This window comes from Chitinophaga sp. HK235, from assembly GCF_018255755.1.
GTDB lineage: Bacteria > Bacteroidota > Bacteroidia > Chitinophagales > Chitinophagaceae > Chitinophaga.
On record NZ_CP073766.1, the window covers coordinates 1,903,750 to 1,930,277 of the forward strand.

Below are 26,528 nucleotides of genomic sequence, written 5' to 3' on the forward strand. Positions count from 1 at the left end.
TTGTACATAAAAATCTTCTTATCAGGCTTTTGTCTGTTATTGTATATAATTTCGGCAAGGGCACAGCAAACCATTACTATAAATGGTACTGTAAAAGATAGTCTCGCTATGCCGGTGACATCGGCAATAGTTTCTATTATTGCAAAAAATGGCGCGGGTATAGCTTTTATCAAAACCGACCAAAAAGGTTTTTTTACCAGCACGGTGCCTAACGACACCCTATCTATCAAAATTACCGCTCTGGGATATCAGAAATTGATTTTACCTATCCCCCAAAACGCCAGTGAGCCGCTTACCATTATCCTAAAAAAAACGGTAAACACCCTAAAAGAAGTTAACATTACTACTCAAAAAAAAATATCGCTGGCCAGCGATACTTTAATGTATAATGTAAAGGCCTTTAAAGACCAGAACGACAGGGTAATTGCCGATTTGATTGGCAGGTTGCCCGGTATAAAAATTGACGAAAAGGGCGCTATCAGCTACAATGGCCGTTCCATATCAAAAGTTTATATCGATGGTGATAACCTAATGGATGGAAAATACAGGCTTGCCACCAACAATATACCGGTGAATGCGGTAGAGCAGGTGCAGGTTATTGAAAGAGACCAGCCCATAAAAGCCCTGAATGGTTATGTGGTTACCAACAATGTATCGCTAAACCTTAAACTTACCGATAGTGCCAGCACCACAACCATTAATACCGGACATGTCGGTTTTGGAAACAAAGCCTACTCTGTAGAGCTAAACAACCTCATTTTTAAAAAGATGGTTAAAAGTATTGCTAACCTCAAAGCAAATAATATCGGACAGGATTTGCTCAGTGAAAATGCAGATATTGGAACATCTTTTAATAATGAAGTTAACCTAAAAACAGCACGGCCTTATTTATCGATTGATGGTGGTACACAGCCAGCCCTGAGCGATAAGTACTATTTAATGAACAATGACAATGCCGGAAACATTAACACCTTATTTAAGTTTAAATCTGATTGGGGCTTACGCCTGAACCTATCATCATTGCAATTAAAACGAAAATATAATTACAGCAATTTTGTGAATTATTTTTTACCCAATGCTGATACCGTAGCTTATCAGGAGTTGCAGGATAATACTCATAAACTGAACCAATTGTAAGTATCCCTTTTCTGGTGACAGTTTAAACTTAGATAAAAAAGGCTAAATTTAAACTGAACTACTATCATGAAAAAGACCAGATTCACAGAAACTCAGATTGTGTCTATTTTGAAGCAGCAGGAAAATGGGCTTGCCACAAAGGACATTTGCCGCGAACATGGCATTTCTGAAGCTACTTTCTATAACTGGAAAAGCAAGTATGGAGGCATGGAGGCTTCAGATGTGAAGCGCCTCAAAGACCTGGAGGAAGAAAATTCCAGGCTCAAAAGAATGTATGCTGACCTATCCCTTGACAATCAGATACTGAAGGATCTATTCACAAAAAAAGGCTGGGCCCTTCCACAAAAAGACAAGTAGCAGAAGAATTGGTCGCAGATCAGGGTATTTCTGTGAGCAGGGCCTGTCGAATAGTTTCCTTTCCCCGTTCAAAGTTTTATTATCGTAGTCGTAGAAATGACCAGGTACTGATTGATGCCCTTCAGGACCTTGCTTTTAAGCATACTTCCTACGGTTTTCGCAAGCTTTTCGCCTATTTGAGGCGTGCAGGTCATCACTGGAATCATAAAAGAGTATACCGGGTATACAGGCTGCTTAAGCTGAATAAGAGGAGGAAGCTGAAACGCAGAGTGCCAGCACGCATTAAACAACCATTACAACAGCAAACCAATGTTAATATCATCTGGAGCATGGATTTCATGAGTGATAGCCTGATTGGAAACAAACGCTTCAGAACATTTAACGTGATAGATGATGGCTCCCGGGAGGTCTTGGGTATAGAAGTCGATACTTCACTATCGTCATACCGAATTGTACGGGTATTGGAAAGAATTATTGAATCCAGAGGCAAACCAGCCGCGATAAGAACTGATAATGGTCCGGAATTTACTTCAGGTTATTTTGAACAGTGGTGCCACCAGCACGGTATCCGGCTACAATACATTCAACCAGGCCGACCAATGCAGAATGGTTATGTCGAACGATTTAATCGTCTTTACAGAGAAGCTGTCCTCGATGCCTATATCTTTGAGGACTTGCACCAGGTAAGGGAATTAACCTATACCTGGATGGAAGAATATAACCAAAGAAGACCTCACGAATCTTTGAAGAACATGACGCCTTGCGAATGGAAAGCGGAGTTGCAAAAATCCAGAAACTCCAATTAATCACTGTTACCTAGATGGGGTACTTACACAATGGCAAGTTCAGGCTCAAATTGAAAAGAACAGTAGCTCTGTTTATCTGAAATCTATCACTAAACTGGATTTACCAAAATGGAATAGAGATGGTAACTCGGTCCAAAACGGATTAGGTTTCTCACAAAACCAGCCTTCCAATTATTTATCGTTAAGTAATGAAACCAATGTTGTAAAAGCGTTGGGAATAGGTCAAATCCTTCAGTATAATTCTGTTGTACAATATTACAAAATGGACGAAAGTTTAAAAATCCTTCCGGGAATTCAACAAGAGCTGGTAAATGATGGTGCAGGTTACCTGAAGCTGGATCAGCAGGTGCATTCTAAAAGTATCTTCGTCAACCAATCTGTAACGTATAAAACAAAATTTAAACAGCTTATACTCTCATCGTCTGCAGGTACTTCTTTTGAACGCAATAAGCTAAATAGTAATTTATATAAAACGGACAGCGCCAATAATACCAGCGTTGTAGGAAATCGCTTTAAAAATGATGTCGACTTTGATCATTTAAGCTTGTTCGGAAAAGCATCACTCATCTATCTTCTTCCAAAAGGATCATTTAGTATCGAAACAAGCCCTTCGTATGATTTTATCATCTATGCTTCACCCGAAAAAAGTCAGGCTACAAAACATAAATATTTCTTAATCAACCCAATTATTGAGTTTCGTAAAAATATGGGCAAATACAGTGAGTTGAATTTCAGGTATGCACAGCAAACTGAATTTGGGCAAATTAACGAGATTTATCCAGGTACGATTTTAGTAAATTACAGGCAGTTTAACTTCAATGAAACACCCCTGCCAAAAACAGATGCAAATTCTTTTGTACTAAGGTATTCTTACCGAAAACCATTGAAAATGCTGTTTTATAGTATTCATCTCAACTATAACAGCACAAAACAAAACTTTATAAATTCATATATTATAGACAAAGGCTTAACAAAATCTATAGCGATTGATTTTAGAAATAAAACCGATAATTACGCTATAAATGGCAACCTGTCGAAATACTTATTTTTTATGGAAACCAGCCTTTCGGCTTATGCTAATCTGGGACTTCAAAAAGGAAGTAGTTTCTATAATAATGAAATTACACCATTCGATACTTACAACGTTACCTTATCCATAACTGCCAGAAAAAAAATATTCAATACAGCTACAATATCTATTACCGGAGAAATGGCAAAATTTATAAACCATCAAAATACACTCCAAAATGCCATTGTTAAAAACGAAACAAAAACCAGCAAATTAAAAGCCGGGTGGCAGCACAATTTAAACAGCCAAATATCCTATACACTATCGTATGCATTTACTTCGTACCAGCAATCGTTGCAACAGGCCGTGCGTAACAGTTTTCCGGATCTACAAGTTAAATATGCACCCACAAAATGGAAGAGTTACTTCGAATTTCAATGTACAAACTTAGCTAACCAAAATTTATACAAACAAATCAATTCTAACACAAATCAGTTATCAGTGTTTCAAATTCCTTTAAGAGAAAGAACATTTCTATTAAAATATCTATTTACATTTTAAGAGGCCATTAAGAAAAAGCCCATTCAATAATCTGTTTAAGGGTCTTCTTTATTTTTCTGTTTCCTTCCACTGTATTGATGTCAATCCCGCACATGGTCTGACCACTCATCTTGGCCTGAAGCGTTAAGTAGTAAACACCCCCGATCAGAAGACCTTGTACTGCCCTGATATCTACTTCCTTATCCTTGAAAAAATTATCACTAATACTGCTGAAAAGTGCCTCTCCCAGTCGTTCGCGTTCCCTGTTCAGATCTGTCAAAGGTTTGAAATTCTCACATAAGCCCCAGGTAATAATTTTACGCATTTCTTGGTCGGCCATTAAAGCATCAAACTGTCCCTCTAAAGTAGTATAGGCGATCTGCTTGCCGAAATCCTCCCTGCTTCCTTCTATAATTTCATCGATGTTAACCAGGTTAACTTTCCAGTAATCCTTGTTATTCAAATACGCTTGTACAAGATTCTCCATTCCTCCAAAGTACTCGTAAATCAGTTTTCTGTCCACATCTGCTTTTGAAGCCACCCGGCTGACATTTAATCCGGGAAAACCTTCTTTTTTCAAAATAGAACCAACTGCCTTTAAAAGTTTGTTCTTAGTTCTTTCTTTATTTCTAATAGGACCGCTGGTAATTTTTCTTGTCATTTTTTTTGGATTGGTACCTGGCAATTTCCGATTTTCCAATCGATTTTCAAGGGGTATTTACAATTTTCTAAATTTCTATATCCCGATTTTGAGTTTTCTGCGTCTTTAGTTATTAAAAATAAAAGGCTACCTGATAGGCCAGGAAAATTTATTAAAGAAAGCTGGATTAAACAGAAGAAGTATAAGAAATGGCAAAAGAAAAATCAATAAAAATGAAACGATTTGGGTTAAACTGCTGTGTATTGTTTTGCAGGTGCTCTGTCCGGTTGTCAATATAATTCACTTTGATTCCATTCGGTCCGTTCTCAAAGTTTAGCTTTTGTCCTAAATGGGAATCTGTAGTGTGAGCGATTGTTGTAACTACCATATTCTTAACCTATATAAAGTATGGGAAACAAATTGAGATTATATAAAAGAAATTCGACTAAACGCTCACCCAAAACAACAAAACCCGCACCAGGTGCAGGTTTTGAAAGTATCTGGTGATCCCGCTGGGACTCGAACCCAGGACCCATACATTAAAAGTGTATTGCTCTACCAACTGAGCTACGGAATCATTCCCTGTTTTTGTAAGGGATTGCAAAGGTATAAATTATTTTCATTCTGCAAAATTTTTCTCATATAAAATTTAAAAGGCTGCTTGCCACCGGAGCCCGTACCGGTAGTAAGCAGCCTGAAAGATTAATGTTCATCTGCACTTGGACCATAACTTCCTGGGATGGGAATGTCCAGCAGTCGCAGGTATACGCCCAGTTGTGCTCTGTGGTGTACGATCTGGGAATAGGTGATACGGAGGAAAACAGCTTTGGATGTTTCGCTGAAGATCTGGTCTCCGCTACGGAGTGTCCAGGTTTCTTCCAGCTGTGCAGGTGTAGCTGCTGCCAGCTCTTTACGTCCATCTGCCAGTGAAGTTTCAAAGTAGTTCATCAGCTCTTCTCCGTTCTTGATGGATACGGGGGTATATGGCTGTTTCGCAAAATCCAGTTCGGGAGTATTCAGCGTCATGCCTATCCAGTTGGGCATTTCCGCCACATGCGTAGCCAGCTGCACCAGCGTCATGCTCTTAGGATGTGGTTGCCAGTCGTATTTGTCTTCCGGCACACGTGATAACATTTTCCGGGTGGTGAGCGATTCCTGCTCCATCTCCTGCAGTAGTGATTGAATAACAGACATAGTATTTACATTTTATTTGTGATAACAAAGTAAGAATAACGATGTGACAACCCTATGTCAGTAGCAACAAAAATTTTTTTATAAATGTTCTATATCGAGGTTAAACTGACGGGCCAACTGCAATACGGTGGATACATCTTCCAGCTTGACCACAAAAAAACAGTAGCTGTCTGCCGCTGTATCCATATTCATCAGTTGCCAGCCGGTAGTGGTCAGCTGTTGCTGTACAAAAGGGAACAACTGGCGGCCTTGTGGTTCTTCTTCCGGAAGGGCCAGCACAAAGTCTTCGCCGGTTAGTTCGGTGATATAATACTCTATGTCTGCTGCATCAAATTCAGGGGCGCTGTAGACGGTCGGCACAAATTTCTGCAAAACATAACGGAATAGGCCCAGCCCTTCTTCATCTGTTTCTATCATCTCCTCTTCTTCAAAAAAATCAGGATGGAAGGCCGCAAAAGAAGACGGGGCTGACAAAGCGTGATAGAGGGCATGTGCAATAATATCAAGATCGCTGTCTTCTTCATATACGTCCTGGGCCAACAAGGTAATCAGCTTTTTTAAGGCGGTTATCTCTTCTTCCGGAGCGCGGGGCTGTAAAATATCCGGGATCACCACTGCGCGGGCGATGGAGATATGAAACTCGCGCAACAAGGCTATCATGGCTATTTCCAGGTGCTCCAGTACATGAGCACGGGCCTCCTCGTTCAGTGTATTGACAGGCACCGCTGTGCTCAACTGCCGGACCATATCCTGTGGCTGATATACAGGCAGATAATAAACAACCGGACCATTGCTGGTAGAAAACACCACCAATGTTTCAAATTTGTTTGCCGGTACATCGACCGGATAATAGATCACCAGCACATCGTCTCCTTTCATAACAGCCTCACCTGGCATTTGCTGTACCTGGGCCAGAAAAGCCTCCGGACTGTTGAAGCCATTTGCTTCAAACACTTGCCCTTCCATCGTTTTAAAGGCCGGTAAATGTACCAGCAAAGCGGTGATGTCTGCCCTCAAGCCTTTCACCGGAAGATGAAAATGATGACTTTCTTCTTCCTGCAAAGCACGGAACAGTTTTTCAAGATATCTCGTTTGTATGATGCGTTCGGTCATGAAAACCTATTGTTGATATGCCGCAAAAATAGGAGTAATTACACCGCTTCACTGAAAAAAAATTCCGCAGTAAAGTTTTCAAATATCAATTTTAAATATATTTTTGCGCCCTAATATTTTTGTTAACCTTACATCAATCCAAACATCAACATGGAACATAAACTGGCGTCTACCGTTGTGATAGACGACCTGCAGCCCATTGAAGGCGCTGATCTTATCGAAGTAGCCACTGTAAAAGGGTGGAAATTAGTTGTTAAAAAGAATGAATACCAGGTAGGCGACCACGCTATCTATTGTGAGATCGACTCCTTCCTGCCCGAGAAAGAGGAATTTGAATTCCTGCGTAAAAGCTCCTTTAGAAAAATGGGAGATACACCCGGCTTCCGGCTGAAGACCATCAGACTGCGTGGGCAGATATCCCAGGGCCTGCTCCTGCCGGTATCTGTACTCTCCGGATATGCGTATACGTTAGGAGAAGATGTGTCCGCCATACTGGGCATCGTTAAATACGAACCTCCGGTACCCGCCTCCCTGGCCGGTGTAGCCAGAGGTAACTTCCCTTCTTTTATTCCTAAAACAGATGAAGAAAGGGTACAGAACCTGAGCAAAGAATACGAAAAGTACCGGCAGCATACATTTTATGTGACTGAAAAGCTGGATGGCTCTTCCGCCACCTACTACTACCGCGATGGTGTGTTTGGCGTATGCTCCCGTAACCTGGACCTGGAAGAAACACCTGATAATTCTTTCTGGAAAGTAGCCAGAGAGCTGGACCTTCCGGCCAAACTGGCTGCTCTGGGCAAAAACATCGCTCTTCAGGGAGAGCTCATCGGAGAAGGTGTACAGGGAAACCCTTACGGTATAAGGGCGCAGAGCGTTCGTTTTTTCAACGTTTTTGATATCGATGCGTACACTTACCTGGCACTGGAAGCTTTTAAGGAGATGATACACCAACTGGAACTGCAACATGTTCCTATACTGGACGAAGCCTTCACACTACCTGAAACCGTACACCAGCTGCTGCTGACTGCGGAAGGCGCCTCTGTGCTAAGCCCTGCAGGCAAACACGTAGAACGGGAAGGACTGGTGATACGTTCTGCAGACAGACGTATATCCTTCAAGGCGATATCCAACAAATTTCTGCTCAACGAAAACTAAAGGCTGTGGCGCTGTACTTTACAGCGCCACACTTATACCTCCAAAATACGTACGTCCCGGTGCGGGATTGTAATACCGCTCCCCTACTGCATTCAGATCATTCCCCAGACTATACGACTGGTTCAGCAGATTATCAGCTCCTGCCTGCAGTGTCAGATGATATTTATGAGAGAAAGGAAGATGCCAGCCAGCTTTGCATTGCAATAGCTGATACGCACGCGCATAGGCACTGTTGGCATCATTCAGGGGAATAGTGGCGGTATAATTATGCGACATATACAAAAACACAGCCTTCGGCAAATACAGCGTCAGCCCCGTCACCACTACATTCCGGGGCACACCGGTCAGCCTGTTGCCGGAAAAATCCTTACCACCACTTATATAATCCCGGAAATAAAAATCACTCCATGTATAACTGCTATGCAGCTCCAGTCCTCTTATTACCCCATGGGAACGCGGCGTTATCAACTGTAACCTGCCTTCTACTTCCACACCGGTCTGATTAACACCACCGGCATTCACAAAAAACTCCGTGCCGTTGTCATGCAACTTTCGCACGATGGCATCTGTCATACGGTAATGGAAGCCGGTCAGGTCCAGCATATAACGCCTGGATGCCGGCAGCAGGCGTAGCCCTGCTTCATAGTTCCAGCCCGTTTCCGGAGCCAGAGAGGTGTTGATGATATTATCGGAAGCTCTTACTTCCGCCGTGGCTGGCGGTGAATAACCGCGGCTCACACTCATCCGCCCTGTCAGCTGATCATTGATGAGATAAGACAGAGAGATGCGGGGCATCAGTTGTGGTGTAAAGGCTACGTTCGTACGCCCGTTGCGGTTATAGGTGTAATGATAATAATTGACGCTGGCAGCCGCCTCCATGGTCCAGCGATACAGCTGGGCATGAAAACGGGTGAAATAGAAGTATTGTCCTGCAGTCAGTTTATCCGCTGCCTGTATGGTATCCCGCTTGCCTTGCCGGTTACCGTAGTTAATAATATCGTATCGGGTCTGTTCCCATTCCACACCGGCCTGCCATCGCCAGTGCAACGGAGCGCTGGTGGCGGGATGATTGGTCCACGACAGATAGGTGCGGAAGCCGGCTGTATTTTCATCCCGCGCTTCGTAGTTGGTGATAAAAGGATTTTCAAAATGGGTGTTGGCTCCGAAAACGGTAAACACATGCTGCCAGCGGGGGCTCAGCTGTGCTTCATGAATCAGGCCACCCTGGACGGTACGGTTGTAGATACCGGCCCTTTGTGCTACTGCGCCAGGTAGTGTGTTGGTAGCGGGTCTTGCAGCCCTGGGGTCCTGTCCCAGCTGTGTCAGGGTGAGGCTTCCGGGAGTACGGTAGCCCAGGTCAGAATAGAAACCCAGCATCTTCAATACATAACCTGGCTTATATTCCCAACGCTGGCCGATCTGTGAGTAAGAGCGGCGTAAAGCGGTATTCTGCCGGTATCCGTCTGCCTGCTGATAGCCCTGGAAAAGCTGTAGACCATAGTTGCCCAGCTGCTGATGATAAGCAGCCGAAGCATGTAAAAGGCCATAACTCCCTCCCTGCACACCTGCCTGCAACCGGCTACTGTCGCCGGGCAGGGGTAATACATCCAGTCGCACTACTCCGCCTGAATTGGCGCCAAACAGGCTTCCATCCGGACCTTTTAATATCTCGGCACGGCTCAGCACCGAAGGGTCCAGCAGATTCAGGTAAGTGTTGCCGCCTGCGTCGGTGAGCGGGATCTCGTCCATATATATCTTCACATTACGGACCCCAAAAGGAGAACGTAACAAACTACCGCGGATGGATAAACGATAACTGCCGGGCGAACGTTCCTCCATGCGCACGCCGGCAATGCTGTTGAACGCCGGCACCAGGGAAGCCCCCTGCTGCAACTGCAGCTGTTGCGGTGACAGCACACTAACGGCAGTGGGTATACGTAATAATGTCTCTTTCGAAAGATAGGATTTTACCACTACCTCCTGCAGCTCATGCAGGGTATCCTGCTGAGCGGCCAGTGGCAGGGCAAACAGCAACGATACAGTGGTCAGCAAAGGGAATTTCATTCGGTTGATTTATCTGTTTGCAGCAGGTATGGATTATAATAACAGGATATCTACCCGGTGTGCCTGTACCATCTGTTTGGTCCCCGACCATGAGAAAATGGTAAAATAACCGTCCTGGGAAGCTACCAGCGCAATAGCGTCGTGCTGATCATGCACAAACTGTGCGGCCGATAAATGGCGGGTACCGCCGATACTGGAAGGATGTACATACGAAGGACTGCCGCCCATCACCGGTTCCATCATCAGCACTTTTTCTACGGGAGAAGAATTGCCTGCACGGGTGATTTTGGCGCCAAAAGCCAGCAGCTCATGATGTTTATTGATGATAGTAGCGCCATCTACGGCCGTGAGGCCACTGATATTTTCCACCTCCCGGCGTAATGCGTTCTGCCAGTATAATTCGCTGACGGTGGAACTGTCTTGTCTGACAAGATCGGCCACTCCGGCAAATGCCGGTGATACCGGGTATTGTAGCGGCTGTACGATGGATTCTCTCCAGGAAGAGCTGTTGTCGGGTACTACGAGCAGGATACCACCGCGTTTATGTGCCCGCATAGACACCGCTATCTGTATCAATACATTTTCGGGATTGCTCCAGAGCGTGGAAGTGTCCAGCCCCAGCAGAGACCTGAGTAATCCGGGACTACAGGTGTTCATCCCCGATGTTTCATCCACCACCTTCACCTGGTCACCTTTCAGCATGGCCACATTGGTAAACTTGCCCAGCCCCAGTACACGCCGGTGTTTAACCACCAGCAGCCCCGGCTCGGACACGTCCAGTACAAAACAGTAGTTAGGCAGTTTGATGGTAGTGCCCCATATATAAAGCTCATCTCCGTCGTGCCAGATACCTACATGCACACCAGCTCTTTCCACTCCTGGCGCCAGTTTGGTTAGCACCTGCGGATTCAGCGGAAGCGGTTGTTCAAACAACAACGGTTTGCCCGCCTGTGCCGGGTCGACAAACGCCAGCGACATCCGGGTGGCATTGCCCTCTTCCCTCCGCAGGCTCGCCCAGAAAGCCACATCGATGATTCTCTCCACTATCCGGGCAGACGGTATGGAAGCCAGATTATCTGTCCCTTCTTCCTTCGCGGCCTCCAGATGTTTTATAAAATGTGCTTCTATAATTCCGGCTACTGTAGATGCTGCCTGATATGTCGATTCTGTTGTCAGTGCCATATGCCCAATTGATTTCAGGCATAAATATACGAAAGCTCCCTATTCTGTACGGAGGCTCTTTACCGGATTGGCCACTGCGGCCCTGATAGCCTGGAAACTAATCGTGCACAGCGTGATCAGCAGTGCCATCACTGCCGCCACCAGAAAGACGCCCGGACCAATGTTAATACGGTATTCATACTGCGCCAGCCAATGCTGCAGGAAATACAACGCCAGCGGAGACGCAATCAGACAACTGATCAGCACCAGTACGATAAAATCCCGCGACAAGAGGAACCATACCTGCACAATAGAAGCCCCCAGCACCTTGCGGACCCCTATCTCCTTCGTCCGTTGTTCGGCCATATAGGCGGCCAGCCCCAATAACCCCAGACAGGAAATGGCAATGGCCAGTATGGCTAAAATCCCGGAAAGCCTTCCTGTCAGCACTTCCTGATAAAATTTACTGTTGTATGCTTTATCTACAAACTCATAAACATAGGGATAAGCAGGATTATATTTGTTGAATATAGTCTCCAGCCCTGCTAATGCTTTATGTGGCTCTACCCCCGGCGCCAGCCGGTACAACAGATACTCTCCTTCATCATAAGTACGGGTAAACATGGTTGGGTCAGCCTGCTGAAACGGAGACAGCATCAACGCATTGCGCACCACGCCGATTACCCGGTACCGCTCGTTCTCTCCACGCCTGATCTCCGCATTAAGCGGATCTTTCAGCCGGAGCCGCTTCACGGCCGCCTCATTCAGGATTACACTGTTGCTGTCTGCCAGGCCCTGTGTATAGTCCCGGCCACTCAGCAATTTCATACCCATCGTTGAAAAGTAATCATTGGAAATAACGATCATCCCCATCTCAACCGTCTCCCCTGGCAGCTTGCCTGGGAAATATTTCAGGTCACTGTGCCAGCTGATAGTGGTAGGAGGACTGGAAGACCGGGCTACCTGAGAAACCAGCCCGCTTTGCAACAATTCATTCTTTAATACATCATAATGTTTGTTCAGATCATAAGACATCTGTGACATGACCAGCCTGTCTGCATCATAGCCAGTAGGCCGCTCTTTGGCATACTGCATTTGCCGGTAGATCACCAGTGTGCTGATCACCAGCGCTATAGAGCAGGTAAACTGAACCACTACCAGCGCCCGGCGGGAGAATACGGCAGACCGTCCTGTTTTCACCGCTCCCTTCAGTGTTCGCACCGGATTGAAAGACGACAGGTAAACCGCAGGTTTCAGGCCGGCAGCAATACCGGTCAACACCACACATAACAGGGTGATGCCCCAGAAGCTCACATTACTTGCCGGCATGTGCACCGCTGTACCGGTTATGCTGTTAAAGGCAGGCAACAGCAGCCATACCATCAGCAAAGAACATATTAACGCCATAAAGGAGAGCAACAATGACTCCACCAAAAACTGTATCACCAACTGCGACCGTTGTGACCCAATGGCCTTGCGGATGCCCACTTCCCTGCCCCGCTTCCCTGACCTGGCCGTGGTAAGGTTTACAAAGTTGATACAGGCGATGATCAGCACCAATACGCCTATTACACTGAATATGCGGATATAATCGATAAACCCGCCTGTATTCTTTCCGTTTTTATATTCGCCAAACAGATGCCAGCGGTTCATCGCCTGCAGGATCACAATCGACTTCTCCGCATTGGTACTGCCCTTTTCCCGCTTTTCCAGAAAAGCAATCTTTGCCGCCAGCCGGTCAAAGTCAACCCCCGCCTTCAACTTGACGAATATCTGAAAGGCATTGTTATCAAAACCTCCGCTGCGGCTGTTTTTAACAAAAATGGACGTTTGATCGTAGTAACTGAACGGAATGAGGTACTTAAACTGAAAAGTGGAATTAGCCGGTAAATCCTGCAGGATACCGGTTATCCTGAAATTATCACGGTTGTCAACGCGGACCATCTTTCCCATGGGGTCTTCTTTGCCGAACAAGGCTGCGGCAGCAGATTTTGTCAGTACAATAGAAGAAGGGTCCTGAAACACTGTTTCAGCCTTGCCCTGCAGCAAAGGAAACTGAAAGGCTTTCAGGAAATCCTGCTGTACGCCACCACCGTCCATCACCACTTTACGGTCTCCTGCCATGAGCCCGTGTGTACTCAGCCAGTCGGCTTCACATACATACTCCATCTCTGGTATCTCACTACGCAATACATCCGACAGCTTTAAGGATACCGTATTAAAAGTAAGCGTGTCCCCGTTATTTTCGAAGTTGCGCATCACTCTGTACAACTGGTTATTGTCAGGCAGAAAACGGTCGTAGGCATATTCGTTGACTACCCACAACGTTATCAGCATAGCCACCGCCATGCCGGCAGACAGGCCCAGAATATTGATAGCACTGTACCCTTTATTGTTAGTAATGTTGCGCCAGGCAACCTTAAAGTAGTTTCTGATCATGCCAAAGGTTAACTAAGAAAAATGCCAAACTGATAATGCTTCAGATCAACGATCTTTTATATTAAACATTATAAAATATGTTCGGTTTTGATACAATCGTTGTCCGCTTCTGTAAGATATAAAAAGAAAGACGCAAAGGATATCCTTTGCGTCCTGGCCATTCTATTTCCGGGATTGATCAGTAAGTAAAGAAATATTGCTGTAATGTCTTTTTGTCTTTGGTTTTTGTGAGTCCCAGCATCAGGAGGATACGGGCTTTCTGGGGGCTGAGGTCATCGCTTACGATGGTGCCCAGTTTGGCGTCGTCCGTTTCATCGTACAGGGTCACCCTGCCGGTAAGCACCCGGGAAGAGCGGCATATGGTGATACCTTTGTTCACAGCACGCATTACAGCTTCTGTATTGACTTTGTTCAGGTTACCATTACCCAGTCCGGCGGTCACGATACCATCCACACCTTTGTCGATATAGGCATCAATAGTAGTGGAAGGCGCGTCGGCAAAGAGTTCGGCGACTACCACGTTAGGCAGTTTATCCATGCCCGTGATATCGAAGGGTGTATTTTTGTTACCCTTACGCTGGTCGTGCATATAATACACCACCTTGCCGTCGTACACCTGTCCTACTGGTCCGGTGTTGGGAGCTTTAAACGCATCTACGTGGGTAGTGCTGATTTTTTCCGCTTCGCGGCCGGCAAAGATATTTTCACTGAACACCACCATCACACCTTTGCCTCTGGAATTGGGACTGGCTGCTACCGTAACGGCGTCATACAGGTTTTTGGGACCGTCGGCACTGATAGCAGTAGCCGGGCGCATAGAACCGGTAAGCACTACCGGCAGATCGTACCTAACGGTGAGGCTGAGGAAGTAGGCTGTTTCTTCCTGGGTATCTGTACCGTGGGTGATCACGATGCCATCCGCTTCATTGTTTTTAAATATCTCGTTGATACGTTTGTTCAGCTTGATCCAGATGTCTACTGTCATATCCTGACTGCCTACGTTGGAGATCTGTTCTCCTGAGATCTCTGCCACTTTATCGATGCCCGGCACGGCCTCAATGAGATCTTTGATAGGCAAGGATCCTGCCTTGTAGGCCGCACGGTCGGCAGACGCCCCTTTACCGGCAATAGTACCGCCGGTGGCCAGTATTTTGACACGGGGAAGTTTTTGCGCAGATACCGTAAAACATACAATCAGGATACAAATGATACTTAACAGTTTTTTCATACAACCACTTTTTGATGAATAGAGAGATTTATTTTTTCAGGGTTCCGTTACTTTTCCATACGCCTGCATAGGCACGCATGATCTCAGTAATATGTCTGCCGATTAAAGGATACGACGCTGTAGGCAGATTGGCCAGCGAAACACGCACAGACCATTCCGGGCCATCAAAGCCGCCACCGTTCAATAGTACCACTCCGGTCCTTTCCGCCAGCCGGAACAGGATGTCTACCGGTTCGAAGTTTTGTTTCAGCCATATGAAAAATTTCTCTCCATACACTTTTTCACTCCATACCTGTATATCTATTTCAGAATAATAACCGGCATTCAACGCATCTTTTACCAACGCTATTTCCAGCTCATCCCACAACAGTCTGAGACGTTTCTGCACCAATACCTGCGTCAGTTTTTTGTACTTGTTTTTAGTATCCAGCAGCGCAAAGGCAGCAAAGAGCATCATCTGCGTCTGTTGCGGCAAAGAGAGTCCGGCCGTATGGTTGAGTGCCACCATGCGGCTGTCGGCCACCATTCTGTCAATAAATTTGATATGCTGCGGATCAAGCGCAATGCTACCGTAACGTTTTGTCAATGCTTTGGTGCTGGCCGCGGGTAAACGGCTGATACTTTCGTCGAACATATTTTTCCTGTGAACAGCGATCACTCCCAGGCGCCATCCGGTACAGCCAAAGTATTTGGAAAAGGAATATACCCCGATGGTATTGTAGGGTATGGCAGCCATAAGTGAACGAAATCCCGGCACAAAGGTACCATATACATCATCTGTCACCACCATCAAACCAGGATTATCTTTTTTTACAATCCTGATAATCTTGCTAAGTCCATCCGGATCAATGGCGGTGGAAGGCGGATTGCTGGGATTAACGGTGAACAATATACGAATAGACGGGTCTTTTAATTGATTCAGCTCACTATCCGGATACTGCCAGGTATGACGTCCATCTTTGTTCATCGTGCTGGCTTTTAACTGCACCACATCAAAGCCGAAACGCTCCAGCTGGGGTATCTCGATGTAAGGTGTAAACACGGGCACCATCAGCGCTATCTTATCTCCCTTTTTGATCAGAAAATTCTGCATCAGCGAATCAAAGATGTAACACATGGCTGCAGTACCGCCTTCTACGGCAAAGAGATCATATTTACCGGAAGGAGGTTCATCGTTGCACATCTCCTTCATAAGATAGTCGTGCACGATAGGTTCCATATGCGACAACATCCTATCAGGCACCGGATACTGGTCGCCTATCACACTCTCCGCCAGTTCATGCACCCATGCATCCGGATTGTAGTTATGTTGTTTGATACCGTATTTATATACTTTCTGCAGCAATTCTATACCTGGCGCTGTTTTATTGGCAGCAAGAAATTTTTCAAAACGTTTGGCAATCCCCTTTTTCTCCGGGATACCAGCCAGCCCTTCTGTATTGTCCATTACCCGTCTGCACTCCTCCAGTCCGAAGAGGCCCAGCGTAAAAAAAGCTTCGCGTGGTGTGGTGGCTATCCAGTTGGGATTACCCCGGCCGGCGTTCAGCATCACTGTAGTGCTTTGACGGCTCTCCTCCTGCGCCAGTTTGATCAGGTTATCCTTCAACTGAAAAGGGCTCAGGCTTTCCAGCATATGCTCTCTTTTTTTACTGGTTTTAAGTTTTGTAAGTCCCATAGCATAATGGTTTTGGGGAGATGACTAACAAATATTTCAGCTATTGCATGAGCAGGACAATCACGACGCCCCAGATGATCAGCAGGGTATTACCCACAGCATAAGTAACCGTATAACCCAGGGCAGGTGTTTTACTGTCTACTGCATCCTGAATGGCACCTAGTGCTGCGGTGGTGGTACGTGCACCGGCAGTACAGCCTAGTATCAGTGCAGGGTGGAACTTAAAAAGATATCTGCCCATCAGTACGCCGGATAACAATGGCAGCGCTGTGGCAACGGCTCCTACCAGAAAAAGGCTTATGCCTACCTGCTTAAATCCATCGACAAAGCCGGGACCTGCAGAGATGCCCACTACAGCTATAAACATATTCAGCCCCACATTGTTCATCACCCATAAGGCTGGTGCAGGAATACGCCCGAAGGTAGGATGCTGGGAGCGAAGCCAGCCAAATACCAGCCCGATGATCAGCGCACCACCACTGGCGCTCAGACTGATAGGCACTCCACCTATTCTTATCGTCAGCACTCCTATCAATCCTCCTATCACAATACCCAGTCCAACAAAAGTCATATCGGTCTTTTCCGTAGGCCTGTCAGCGTAGCCTATCTGTTGTGCGGCCTTGTCCACTTCTTTTTTGAGGCCCACCAGCTCTATCATGTCTCCCCGTTCAATCACGGTATTCGGCATCACGGGCACTTCAATATCAACAGCTTTAATACTACGGATGAAAATGCCGTGCATAAACGGCTTTGCACGCAACTCTTCTGCTGTAAGGCCTGCAATCTCTTTTTTGGCCACCAGCACCGGCAACGCCTCTGCGGGGAAATGCAACAACTCACCATCCTGAATCTCAGGTCCTACCAGCCCATATTCCCCTACCAGATTGGCTCGTCTTCCGCTGATCACAATACTGTCTCCTTTATGGATCACCACATCCGGCGCCACCTCCACCACTTTATTCTGCTGACGCACCTTTTCTACAAACAAACGAAGATCATGGGCTGCCAGCCGCTCCTCCAGCGCCTTTACGGTTTGCCCTTTATCAAACCAGTCGCTGGTAACTTTATAGGCACGGAAAATAACCACCCTGTCTGCTGCAATCATACCAGGCTGATCACTTTCATCACCGGCGCCCATAGAGGCTTCCAGCTCTTTACATGCTTTCTTCACTTTCTCCAGCCCTCCCAACATAGCGGGGGCCACACTGGCCAACAGCCAGGCAGATCCTGCTGTGCCGAAGATATAAGTCACGGCATAACATACCGGTATTGCATTGATAAACTCCTGCTTTTGCTGAGCAGATAACGGTAAACCATTGATGGTATCACCAGCTACGCCTATCACGGCTGATATAGTTTGTGAACCGGCCAGCAATCCGGCTGCCTGTCCCATGTGATACCCCATCACCCGCGCACAGAGCCAGGGAAAAACAAGACAGGTGATCAACATCAGCACAGCAAATCCCATCTGTGGCAAACCCGTTTTTTTCAGGCCACGAAAAAACTGTGGACCTACACTATATCCTACTGCAAACAGAAACATCAGGAAAAATACCGACTTCACCGTGGGAGATATATCAATCTTCAGCTGCCCTACCAGTACGCCTACCAGCAGCACAGCAGTTACAGTACCCAGACTGAATGTTTTGATTTTTAAAGGGCCTATAGCGAAACCCAGCGCGATAGTGAGGAAAATAGCCAGTTCCGGATACTGCTGAAGTACATGGGTGATCCACTGCATATATGGTCATTTTCGTTATAGAAAAGCTCGGTCTAAGCTCTTAAACAAGAGCCTTTTGCGTTTTGTTCGATAACGAAGGGTATGCAGTTCAGTAGTATTCGTTAGGCAACAGCAGCTTCAGGTCGGGCCAGTCATAGTTATCTATTATTTCAGCCTCCTCTGCTCTCTGCATGATCGTTTCAAATGCTGCAGGTACCCAGCAATACAGTATGTAATTATTATAACCATTGCCTGATAAATAAAACCAGGTATCAATTGGCGGAAGGTCCCATGAATCCACATAACCCATGCTTTCCCATTCAGAACCTCCATCGAGTAAAGAGTTATTCGTTTCTATTGCCACTACTTTACCTCTATCCAGTGCTTCCTGTAAAGATGGCAATTCCTTTACCTGCCGGGCTGCCATTGCATCTGCCAACAATCCACCTATATTTACTTTATTCGGTTCGATATTCCATCCCACAAATTTATCATTAAAGTAAAATGCAGGTATCCCGTTTATCTGTGGAATTGTTTGCCTGAATACTTTACAATAGTCTCCCTGCTCATAATCAAAATCCTTTGCCAGCTGCGCCGTCCAGGCAGCCACCTCCAGCAGCTGCCGGATAAAGACCGCCTGTTGTTTTTCTCCCAGTGGTGGATGCTCACGAACAAACGGTTTCCACTCCATTGCAGGTTGTGGTGTTGGTGTTACTAGTGCATTATCTCCGGAAGGAGTATAAAAATGGCGCCATAAAACAACGAGGATCGTCACAATGGCCGCTACGGGCAACAAATATGCATTCAGATCAAAAGCCGGCAACATAGGGAAACAATATGCTACTTGAAAAATTCGTAAAAAATCAGTCGGGTTATCTAAAAAAGATATCCAAAATTACTATCATTAAACATATATCCAAGCAATCGTCCCTGTTATGCTATGGATACCACTACTACCCCTCACCCCTATACGAGAAATGTAATATTCACCACATTATTATCTAATTGCTAAGTTATCCCACAAGTATAGTTTTTGTTAACAAAAATTTTCTATCTTAGGAAGAAATTACCCGGAAATGTGCTGTAGGGTCATATTTTATATTCCGGTGCAGGTGAACAATAGAGAAAAAGTATAGTTTCTGTTAACTTTTAAATTTCGTATTCCCGTAGTCTCTAATCCTATTTTTATAAACCCAAACCCACCCTAACAATGAAAAAAAATCTGAAAGGACTCTCCCTCCCCTTTATGGCGATGGTTCTGGCCACTGGTTGTGCTAAAAACATGCAGGACAACCTCCGTGACACGCCTGGCAAATTGGACACAAAAGCCGGTATTGCTGCTGCCATCAGTCTGGACACCGCCACCATCACCCTTAACTGGGGCACCACCTACCAACGTTTAGAAGGATTCGGCGCTTTTGCAGGACGTGCCACTCCATTTTTTGAATCTCCCAAACGGGACAGCATCATGAAGCAGCTGTGGGGAACAGACGGCTTGCAATTAAACATGATCCGTGGGGAAGTAATGTATAATTATCCTTTTGACAAAACCACCGGTACCGTTACCATTCAGCCTGCAGGAACAAGCGTTGATATGGATATCACCAGTGCAGGATACCAGGCGCTTACCAGCGCACAGAAAGCCCAACTGGCGCAGCTGTGGATTCTGAAAAAGGTTAAAGAACGCTACCAGACACCGATTATGTTTGCCAGCACCTGGACACCACCACTGTCCATGAAAACAAACCCCAACAGCGAAAGCGGCAAAAACTTCAATGGTCTCAACTATAGCTGCTGCTCTACAGATTTTGCCAATTACCTGGCAGGATTCACCAAAGCCTATCAGAACGAGGGTATCAATTTTTACGGCATCTCCCCCAGCAACGAACCGGAGAATGTATTCTCCGACTGGGCCGCCTCTTACTGGACAGCTGGTCACCTGGGTGAGTTCATCACCAATAATCTCCGGCCGGCATTAAACGCCAAAGGACTGAATACCGTTAAAATTATCTCTTCTGAAAATGCAGCCTGGGGCACCGCCAACAGCTTCCTGTCTGGTATGGACAAAAGCAATGTAGATGTGCTGGCTGGCCATGGTTATGTGGAGATCGGTGACCTGATTTTAGGTAAAAGAGGTTTAAACCCCAACCCTGTTACCTGGAACTATGCTACCGGCAACAGACCAGTATGGATGACCGAAGCATCCGATGATTCCGGGGTATATGATAATACCATGACCGGTGGTCTTAAGCTGGCAATCAACATGCATAAGTTCCTGGCAGAATGTAACGTCAACGCCTATGTGTACTGGCTGGGTATGCTGGCCATCCGTAACAACGAATCGCTGATCTGCACCAATGGAGACGGATCACTGGACTACCCTAAAACATATGATGTAATGGGACAGTACTCCCGGTTTGTACATGCTGGTTATTACCGTTTCAACTCCGCCCTGGCCAACAATTCCACATTAAAGGTATCTGCCTGGAAAGACCCGGCTACCGGTAAATTCAGTGTGGTGATTGTTAACCCAGGTGGGTCAGAAACACATTGCAGACTCAACTTGTCCGGATTTAGTTCCAGCCAGCTGACAAGCTACCTCACTGCCGACAACTCCAGCGCGCACTGGCAGCAAAGCGCTCCGATATCGCCTGCAGCCAATGGCGGCTTTGTAGTAGTGGTACCGCCTTCCAGCGTGATCACCTTTACAGGCAATGCTATCTAGGAAATAATTAAATATAAAAAATATAGCCCGGCGTTTTGCAGAACAAAACGCCGGGCTATATTTTTTTTGTGCAGTAGTTATTTCTGCTGAATAATTTTATCAAGATAGATAGTAAAACGTCCCGTCACTTTTACCTTTTTGGCGCCGCAGATATCAGGATTATACGCCGGAATACGGCCGCTGTTCTTAACACCATCCAGCACACAGTCTTGAGACTCCGGTGTTGGAGCATACGCAGCATTATAATGGAATTCTCCGCTCAGCTTCAGCAAATTAGCTGTATCCTGTACGGCATTGAGTGTGATATAGGATTTACTGTTTTTCTGCCCGGGGTCTGTGTCGTAATACAAATAATACAACATACCGGAGAAGTCTCTTTTACCTGCATTATCCTCCACAGTTACCGATCCGCCGACTCCGTTCTGTTCAATGCCGGTTTTCAATTGTAAGGCCATCAGCCCTGTGGAGGTAGATAACACAGGGTTGCCGGAACTGTTCAGGACAGTACCACCTACACCAAAACCTTCCAGCGATGTCTGGGTAAACTTCAGCAGCCCAACGCTCACGTCTTTTCCCCGCTGGTTGATGCTCTGGGTCACATCTCCTTCTATAATAACGGAAACACTATTCAGCGAAGCAGGGTCAGTATCATTCGCCTTTTCTTTGTCAGATTTGCTGCAGGCAGCCATGGCACAGGCCATTAACGGTAGATAGATTTTTTTGTAAAGCATGGTAGTACGAAAATAGAAAAATTCTAAACACAAAGAAACCGGGACGATACCCGGCTTCTTGTTTTTATCTAACAACCTACTAATACATTATTTATATCCCGGGTTCTGCTGCAGGTTAGGATTGGCGTCCAGCTGGGCCTGCGGGATGGGAAACAGTTTACGGAAATCGGGATCGGCAGGATGGAACTGCCATGCGCTGTTCCATTTACCAAAGCGGACCAGGTCCTGTCTGCGACAGCCTTCCCAGATAAACTCACGGCCTCTTTCGGCCAGCAGATCATCCAGTGTAAGCGCCACCAGCGGCTTGCTCACAGCGAAATTGCGAGCGCGTACCTCATTTACCAGGCTGAGGGCAGGTCCGGTTTGACCCGTCCGCAACAGACCTTCCGCTTTCAGCATCAATGCATCTGCATAGCGGAAAATAACCAGGTCATTATTCTGATCGGCATACGGGGTGTTTTTCTCAATCTCATATTTTACGATCCGTACCCCTTCCGTCTGTGTTGCATTGGCCAGATCATTGATTTCCGGCGTAAAGATGAGCGGCGCCCCCTGCTCTGTTTTCAGCGGGGTACCGTCCTGTGCGTACTGCTGCCCCACGAGGAATATGGTTTTACGTCTATCATCATTATCGTATGACTCATAATGTGCTTTCAGCGTGCACCATCCATTCCAGGGTGAACTGGGCAGACCGTAGGTATAACGGCTGTTATAATGCAGTGTGAGATAATGTAGCATCATGCCTTTAGCATTGATGGCGTCGTATGGCACTACAAAAATATTCTCTTTGGATGTTTCGTTGTGGGTGGAGAAATTGGCAAAATAATCGGCTTCCAGCTGATAGCCCTGTTTGGTAACGGAATCGCACATACGAATACAATCATTCCAGCGTGGCATTCCCGTATATACTTCAGCGTTGGCATACAACTTCGCCAGCAGCATAAAACCCATTCCTTTGGTCACTTTGCCATAGTTGCGGGTGTTCAGTTCTGCAGGGAGTGCATTAATATTATCCAGTATTTCTTTTTCAATGAATGTAAAGGCCTGCGCCCGTGGAGTGTTTTTAGGCGGCTCGGTCTGGCTGAAGGAGGTAACAATGGGGATGTTGCCGAAGGCGTCCATGGCCAGGTAGAAATGAAATGCCCGCAGCACCTTCATCTGGGCCACTACCTGCGTTTTGGTGGGCAGCTGTATCGAAGAACCTTCCAGCTTTTGCAGGATGGCATTGACAGGATTTACACCATCGCGGTAAATGCTGTTCCACATATCATTGATATATTGGTGGGTCACCGGAAACTGGTGACTGATCAGCACCCGCCACAGTCCACCTTCGTTCCAGTCGGCGCCCCGGGAAGGCACGGTGGTTTCATCCGTGGTCACCTCGTTCATTTTCCAATAGGCATCACGGTACTTGCGTAAATTGGCGTAAGCCCCGTTGGCAAAGGCATTGAGTTCATCTTCCGTTTTCAGGAAATTATCGTCGGTACCTCTATCGTAAAATGTTTCGTCCAGTTTGGTACAGCTGAAGAGAGAGCAGGCCAGGCCCGCCAGTAGTGTATATTTCAGGATACTTGTTTTCATGGTTGTCATTTTTTATTTAAAGTTCACCGTAAAGCCCACAGCCAGGGACCGTGTTTTCGGATATACGTTACGGTTATCAATGCCAGGCGCCAGGCCATCTATCGGCAGCTCAGGGTCCAGACCGGAATAGGCGGTAAGGATGAACAGGTTCTGCCCTGATACATATACCCGCGGATTGGCAAACCACTTACTGTTGGCAGCGGGGATGTTATAACCCAGGGTGAAGTTGTCCAGCCGCAGGAAAGCGCCGTTTTCAATAAAGCGATCCGACACATAGGTACCGCGGATATTACTGTCTGCATATTTAGCCATGGCATTTCTGCCGGGCAGGCGGCTGAAACGGTCGCTCAGCACCAGTTCGGTGGCGTTGAAGATCTGATATCCGAAGAGGCTGCGCAACAGGAAGTTGAGGTCGAAGTTTTTGTACCGGAAGGTATTGGCAAGGCCAGCCTGGTATTTGGGCAGACCATTACCGGCCACACGGCTGTCGCTGCGGAAATCGAAAGAGCCGTTGCCATCCAGGTCTTTGAAACGCTGGTTGCCATTGGCATCTACGCCATCGTACTGCGGAATATAGAAAGTACCGATAGAATAACCCGGCACCACTTTTACAATCTGCACTGCGGTAAGGCCGCGGGCGCCCACAGTACCGGAATAGATGGCATCGCTCTTGAACTGGTCGTTGGCGATGGATAATATTTCGTTGAAGTTACGGGAGATATTAAACGATACATTCCAGCTGAAATCCTTTTTTTCAACCACGCCGGCACTCAGCGACAGCTCAATACCTTTGTTGCTGATCTGACCTACGTTGGCCAGGATAGTGGGATATAGGTATGGCGGCGAAGGAACATTGTAGTTAAAGAGCAGGTCTTTGGTCCGTTTGTTATAATATTCAATGGTGCCGGTGAGGCGGCCTTTGAACACGCTGAAGTCAATGCCGGCGTTGAATTGTGCAGTGGACTCCCAGCGAAGATTGGGATTTTCGTTCTGCCCGATGGTGTAGGCAGTCACCCAACGGCCGTTATCGAGCACTTTACCACCGGGACCGTAGGTCAGCGGAGATTTGTAGTTGTCGATTTCCTGATTGCCGGTAACGCCGTAGCCTACACGGAGTTTCAGATCTTCCAGCCATTTGCTGCCAGTCAGAAAAGGCTCCTGGGTCATGCGCCAGGCGAACGATGCAGAGGGGAAGGTACCCCACTTTTTGTCTTTTCCGAAACGGGTGGAGCCATCGCGGCGGATGGTGCCGGTGAGCAGGTATTTATCGTGATAGCTGTAAAATGCACGGCCAATGAAAGACACCAGGGAGTTCTCCCCTGCTCCTGATCCTACGGATGGCAGATCAGCCTGACCAGCGCCCAGGTTGTTGTAACCAAAGATATCAGATACAAACTGGGAGTTGCCGGCATTCATAAAGTTATTGTAGAAGTTCTGATAGGAATAACCAGCCGTCACTTTCAGATTATGCTGTTGCCATTGTTTGCCATAGGTGAAATAGGTTTCCAGCGTTTTGTTGTCCCATGTTTTGGATTCGCGGGTGGCGGTACCATTGCTGCCGGCCCCTTCTATGACCGGTGACTTTTTGGAATAGTACAGTCCGCGATCGCTGGAAGCTCTTTCCAGTCCGAGCAACACGTCATAGGTCAGGTTTTTGGTTATATCGTAGGTGATTTTGGCTGATCCGATAAACTTGTTGAATGCGCGCTGGTGTTTGATCTGGTTCGCCAGTGCTACGGGATTGTAGTTATCGTTGATATCCAGTTTTTCGAAATAGGAGCCATCCGGTTTATAGATCGGTGCGGTAGGATTGTAGGCGATAGACTGTTCCCAGATGCGGTTATCACCGTTATCATCAGGGTCTGTGCCCTGGTATTTATTTTTCTCTCCTACATAATTCATGGACAAGCCTATACGAAGGCGGTTGTCGAAGATGCCCTGGTCGAGGGTGATACGGCCGATGATCCTTTCCAGGCCGGAATTGATTACCACGCCTTCATTGTTGAGATAATTGACAGAGGCGCTGTAGCGGGTATCTCCCTTACCTCCGCCCATAGACAGGTTGTGATTGTGGCTCACACCGGTGCGGGTAATAGCCTTCTGCCAGTTGGTGCTGGAGCCCAGATCAAAACCCGCAGGATCGATATTATTGTCTTTTAAATATTTACGGTACTGGTCAGCACTAAGCACATCATAGGTATTGGCGATATGGTCAAAGCCAACATAACCACTGTACGATACCTGCGGGGCTCCTTCCTTACCACGACGGGTGGTAACGATGATTACCCCATTGGCACCACGGGAACCGTAGATAGCAGCAGCAGAGGCATCTTTGAGCACATCGATGGAAACGATATCATCCGGCGGTACCACGTTGATGTCTATACCGGGAATACCATCTACCACAAACAAGGGCTGGCTGCTGGCTGAGAGGGAAGAAGCACCGCGCAGCCGGATGCTGACTTTTCCGTTGGGATTGCCGCCGGGCTTGCTGATTACCAGACCTGCCACCTTGCCTTGTAAAACCTGTACAGGGTTGCTGATGATGCCTTTGTTAAAATCTTTTGGTGTAACACTCACCACAGAACCGGTGAGATCTTTTTTCTGCGTAGCTCCATATCCTATTACCACTACTTCGGTGAGGGCACTGGAGGATTTTTTGAGTTGTATCTGCAGGGTGCTTTTCACCGGTATCTCCAGCTGATCATAGCCTACATAGCGAAACAGCAGTGTTCCGCCGGAAGGCGCGTTGAGCGAGAAATTCCCGTTTTCGTCTGTGAGTGTGCCGATGGTGGTGCCTTTCACCTGTACGGTCACACCGGGGAGCGGCACGCCATCATCGGCGCCTGTCACCCGGCCTTTTACCTGGATATTTTCCCATTCGGCACTTTCTGGGAGAATGACTACCAGCCGGTTTTCCAGCTCTTTATAGGTGAAGCCGGTACCTGCCAGCACCTTATGGAGCAGGGATGGTAACGGCTCATCTTCTGCGTGGATGCTTACTTTCCGGTGGAGATCTACCTTACGGTCGCTGTAGAGGAAACGCACGTCGGTCTGACCGGAGATGCGGTCCAGCACTTTTTTGATCTCCGTATCCTTGACCTGCAATGTCACGCGGCGCTGGGAATAACCGGTAGCGGCCACCTGCAAACAGGAGAGTAAAACAATAAAGAAAGATAGCTTCATAATGAATAGAGGCTTTAGTACCGCCGTTCTTCGCCGGCAGCGATGCGATTGGTTGACATTTTGC

At 46.8% G+C, this 26,528-nt stretch carries 18 protein-coding genes and 1 tRNA gene; 5 read left to right on the forward strand and 14 right to left on the reverse strand.

Translation table 11 applies throughout. The features are described 5' to 3' along the window. The 3 genes from KD145_RS05985 (at position 1) to KD145_RS05995 (ending at position 3,870) form a co-directional block, all read left to right on the forward strand. Positions 1 to 1,137, forward strand: coding sequence for a carboxypeptidase-like regulatory domain-containing protein (locus tag KD145_RS05985; protein ID WP_212004998.1), 1,137 nt, complete (start codon positions 1 to 3; stop codon positions 1,135 to 1,137). Between the two features lie 66 nt (positions 1,138 to 1,203). Continuing rightward, positions 1,204 to 2,300, forward strand: a protein-coding gene (locus KD145_RS05990) for an IS3 family transposase (protein WP_374223485.1) whose coding sequence is annotated in 2 segments (ribosomal slippage) — positions 1,204 to 1,450 and positions 1,450 to 2,300 — 1,098 coding nt in all. Because the reading frame shifts where the segments join, the coding sequence is not laid out codon by codon here. Between the two features lie 262 nt (positions 2,301 to 2,562). Continuing rightward, positions 2,563 to 3,870, forward strand: a complete 1,308-nt coding sequence (locus KD145_RS05995) for a hypothetical protein (RefSeq protein WP_212004999.1) — start codon at positions 2,563 to 2,565, stop codon at positions 3,868 to 3,870. Positions 3,871 to 3,877: 7 nt separating this feature from the next. Here the strand turns inward: KD145_RS05995 and KD145_RS06000 are convergent, their stop codons facing one another. The 4 genes from KD145_RS06000 to KD145_RS06015 form a co-directional block, all read right to left on the reverse strand. Then, a complete protein-coding gene (locus KD145_RS06000; protein WP_212005000.1) occupies positions 3,878 to 4,510 on the reverse strand; it encodes a TetR/AcrR family transcriptional regulator in 633 nt (210 codons plus the stop codon). A gap of 480 nt (positions 4,511 to 4,990) precedes the next feature. Further along, positions 4,991 to 5,066 (reverse strand) — tRNA-Lys (locus KD145_RS06005). A gap of 125 nt (positions 5,067 to 5,191) precedes the next feature. Next, a complete protein-coding gene (locus KD145_RS06010; RefSeq protein WP_212005001.1) occupies positions 5,192 to 5,683 on the reverse strand; it encodes a DinB family protein in 492 nt (163 codons plus the stop codon). A gap of 78 nt (positions 5,684 to 5,761) precedes the next feature. Next, the gene (locus KD145_RS06015; protein ID WP_212005002.1) at positions 5,762 to 6,796 is read right to left on the reverse strand and encodes a hypothetical protein; all 1,035 of its coding nucleotides are present in this window, start codon (positions 6,794 to 6,796) and stop codon (positions 5,762 to 5,764) included. Positions 6,797 to 6,946: 150 nt separating this feature from the next. On the opposite strand from KD145_RS06015, the gene KD145_RS06020 reads away from it, so the two are divergent. Further along, entirely contained in the window at positions 6,947 to 7,954 is a 1,008-nt protein-coding gene (locus tag KD145_RS06020) for an RNA ligase (ATP) (RefSeq protein WP_212005003.1), read from the forward strand. A gap of 18 nt (positions 7,955 to 7,972) precedes the next feature. Here the strand turns inward: KD145_RS06020 and KD145_RS06025 are convergent, their stop codons facing one another. The 7 genes from KD145_RS06025 to KD145_RS06055 all read right to left on the reverse strand — a co-directional run bounded on the left by KD145_RS06025 (position 7,973) and on the right by KD145_RS06055 (position 19,067). Continuing rightward, positions 7,973 to 10,018, reverse strand: a complete 2,046-nt coding sequence (locus KD145_RS06025; RefSeq protein WP_212005004.1) for a TonB-dependent receptor — start codon at positions 10,016 to 10,018, stop codon at positions 7,973 to 7,975. A 33-nt stretch (positions 10,019 to 10,051) separates the two neighbouring features. Continuing rightward, entirely contained in the window at positions 10,052 to 11,200 is a 1,149-nt protein-coding gene (locus KD145_RS06030; RefSeq protein WP_212005005.1) for a putative sensor domain DACNV-containing protein, read from the reverse strand. Between the two features lie 39 nt (positions 11,201 to 11,239). Then, complete coding sequence (locus tag KD145_RS06035) at positions 11,240 to 13,618, reverse strand: ABC transporter permease (RefSeq protein WP_212005006.1); 2,379 nt, start codon at positions 13,616 to 13,618, stop codon at positions 11,240 to 11,242. 178 nt (positions 13,619 to 13,796) lie between these two features. Then, positions 13,797 to 14,846 (reverse strand): type II asparaginase, encoded by a 1,050-nt coding sequence (locus tag KD145_RS06040; RefSeq protein WP_212005007.1) that lies wholly within the window; start codon positions 14,844 to 14,846, stop codon positions 13,797 to 13,799. A gap of 28 nt (positions 14,847 to 14,874) precedes the next feature. After that, positions 14,875 to 16,521 (reverse strand): aspartate 4-decarboxylase, encoded by a 1,647-nt coding sequence (aspD, locus tag KD145_RS06045; RefSeq protein ID WP_212005008.1) that lies wholly within the window; start codon positions 16,519 to 16,521, stop codon positions 14,875 to 14,877. A 40-nt stretch (positions 16,522 to 16,561) separates the two neighbouring features. After that, complete coding sequence (aspT, locus tag KD145_RS06050) at positions 16,562 to 18,262, reverse strand: aspartate-alanine antiporter (RefSeq protein WP_212005009.1); 1,701 nt, start codon at positions 18,260 to 18,262, stop codon at positions 16,562 to 16,564. Between the two features lie 88 nt (positions 18,263 to 18,350). Then, positions 18,351 to 19,067, reverse strand: coding sequence for a hypothetical protein (locus tag KD145_RS06055; RefSeq protein WP_212005010.1), 717 nt, complete (start codon positions 19,065 to 19,067; stop codon positions 18,351 to 18,353). Positions 19,068 to 19,451: 384 nt separating this feature from the next. Between KD145_RS06055 and KD145_RS06060 the strand changes: the two genes are divergently transcribed. After that, positions 19,452 to 20,966, forward strand: coding sequence for a glycoside hydrolase (locus tag KD145_RS06060; protein ID WP_212005011.1), 1,515 nt, complete (start codon positions 19,452 to 19,454; stop codon positions 20,964 to 20,966). A 77-nt stretch (positions 20,967 to 21,043) separates the two neighbouring features. Here KD145_RS06060 and KD145_RS06065 read toward each other — a convergent pair whose 3' ends face one another. The 3 genes from KD145_RS06065 to KD145_RS06075 all read right to left on the reverse strand — a co-directional run bounded on the left by KD145_RS06065 (position 21,044) and on the right by KD145_RS06075 (position 26,464). Then, positions 21,044 to 21,697: a hypothetical protein gene (locus KD145_RS06065; RefSeq protein WP_212005012.1), complete on the reverse strand. Its 654-nt coding sequence runs from the start codon at positions 21,695 to 21,697 to the stop codon at positions 21,044 to 21,046. Between the two features lie 87 nt (positions 21,698 to 21,784). Continuing rightward, a complete protein-coding gene (locus KD145_RS06070) occupies positions 21,785 to 23,278 on the reverse strand; it encodes a RagB/SusD family nutrient uptake outer membrane protein (RefSeq protein WP_212005013.1) in 1,494 nt (497 codons plus the stop codon). Positions 23,279 to 23,290: 12 nt separating this feature from the next. After that, entirely contained in the window at positions 23,291 to 26,464 is a 3,174-nt protein-coding gene (locus KD145_RS06075) for a TonB-dependent receptor (RefSeq protein ID WP_212005014.1), read from the reverse strand. Positions 26,465 to 26,528 lie beyond the last annotated feature (64 nt).

What these genes read in the sequence shown, in the direction of transcription:
- aspT (WP_212005009.1), bottom strand. Translation starts at nt 18,262, where the DNA reads ATGCAGTGGATCACCCATGTACTTCAGCAGTATCCGGAACTGGCTATT.
- KD145_RS06000 (WP_212005000.1), bottom strand. Translation starts at nt 4,510, where the DNA reads ATGACAAGAAAAATTACCAGCGGTCCTATTAGAAATAAAGAAAGAACT.
- KD145_RS06030 (WP_212005005.1), bottom strand. Translation starts at nt 11,200, where the DNA reads ATGGCACTGACAACAGAATCGACATATCAGGCAGCATCTACAGTAGCC.
- KD145_RS06055 (WP_212005010.1), bottom strand. Translation starts at nt 19,067, where the DNA reads ATGTTGCCGGCTTTTGATCTGAATGCATATTTGTTGCCCGTAGCGGCC.
- KD145_RS06035 (WP_212005006.1), bottom strand. Translation starts at nt 13,618, where the DNA reads ATGATCAGAAACTACTTTAAGGTTGCCTGGCGCAACATTACTAACAAT.
- KD145_RS06075 (WP_212005014.1), bottom strand. Translation starts at nt 26,464, where the DNA reads ATGAAGCTATCTTTCTTTATTGTTTTACTCTCCTGTTTGCAGGTGGCC.
- KD145_RS06040 (WP_212005007.1), bottom strand. Translation starts at nt 14,846, where the DNA reads ATGAAAAAACTGTTAAGTATCATTTGTATCCTGATTGTATGTTTTACG.
- KD145_RS06060 (WP_212005011.1), top strand. Translation starts at nt 19,452, where the DNA reads ATGAAAAAAAATCTGAAAGGACTCTCCCTCCCCTTTATGGCGATGGTT.
- KD145_RS06015 (WP_212005002.1), bottom strand. Translation starts at nt 6,796, where the DNA reads ATGACCGAACGCATCATACAAACGAGATATCTTGAAAAACTGTTCCGT.
- KD145_RS06065 (WP_212005012.1), bottom strand. Translation starts at nt 21,697, where the DNA reads ATGCTTTACAAAAAAATCTATCTACCGTTAATGGCCTGTGCCATGGCT.
- KD145_RS06020 (WP_212005003.1), top strand. Translation starts at nt 6,947, where the DNA reads ATGGAACATAAACTGGCGTCTACCGTTGTGATAGACGACCTGCAGCCC.
- KD145_RS06070 (WP_212005013.1), bottom strand. Translation starts at nt 23,278, where the DNA reads ATGAAAACAAGTATCCTGAAATATACACTACTGGCGGGCCTGGCCTGC.
- KD145_RS06025 (WP_212005004.1), bottom strand. Translation starts at nt 10,018, where the DNA reads ATGAAATTCCCTTTGCTGACCACTGTATCGTTGCTGTTTGCCCTGCCA.
- KD145_RS06010 (WP_212005001.1), bottom strand. Translation starts at nt 5,683, where the DNA reads ATGTCTGTTATTCAATCACTACTGCAGGAGATGGAGCAGGAATCGCTC.
- aspD (WP_212005008.1), bottom strand. Translation starts at nt 16,521, where the DNA reads ATGGGACTTACAAAACTTAAAACCAGTAAAAAAAGAGAGCATATGCTG.
- KD145_RS05995 (WP_212004999.1), top strand. Translation starts at nt 2,563, where the DNA reads ATGGACGAAAGTTTAAAAATCCTTCCGGGAATTCAACAAGAGCTGGTA.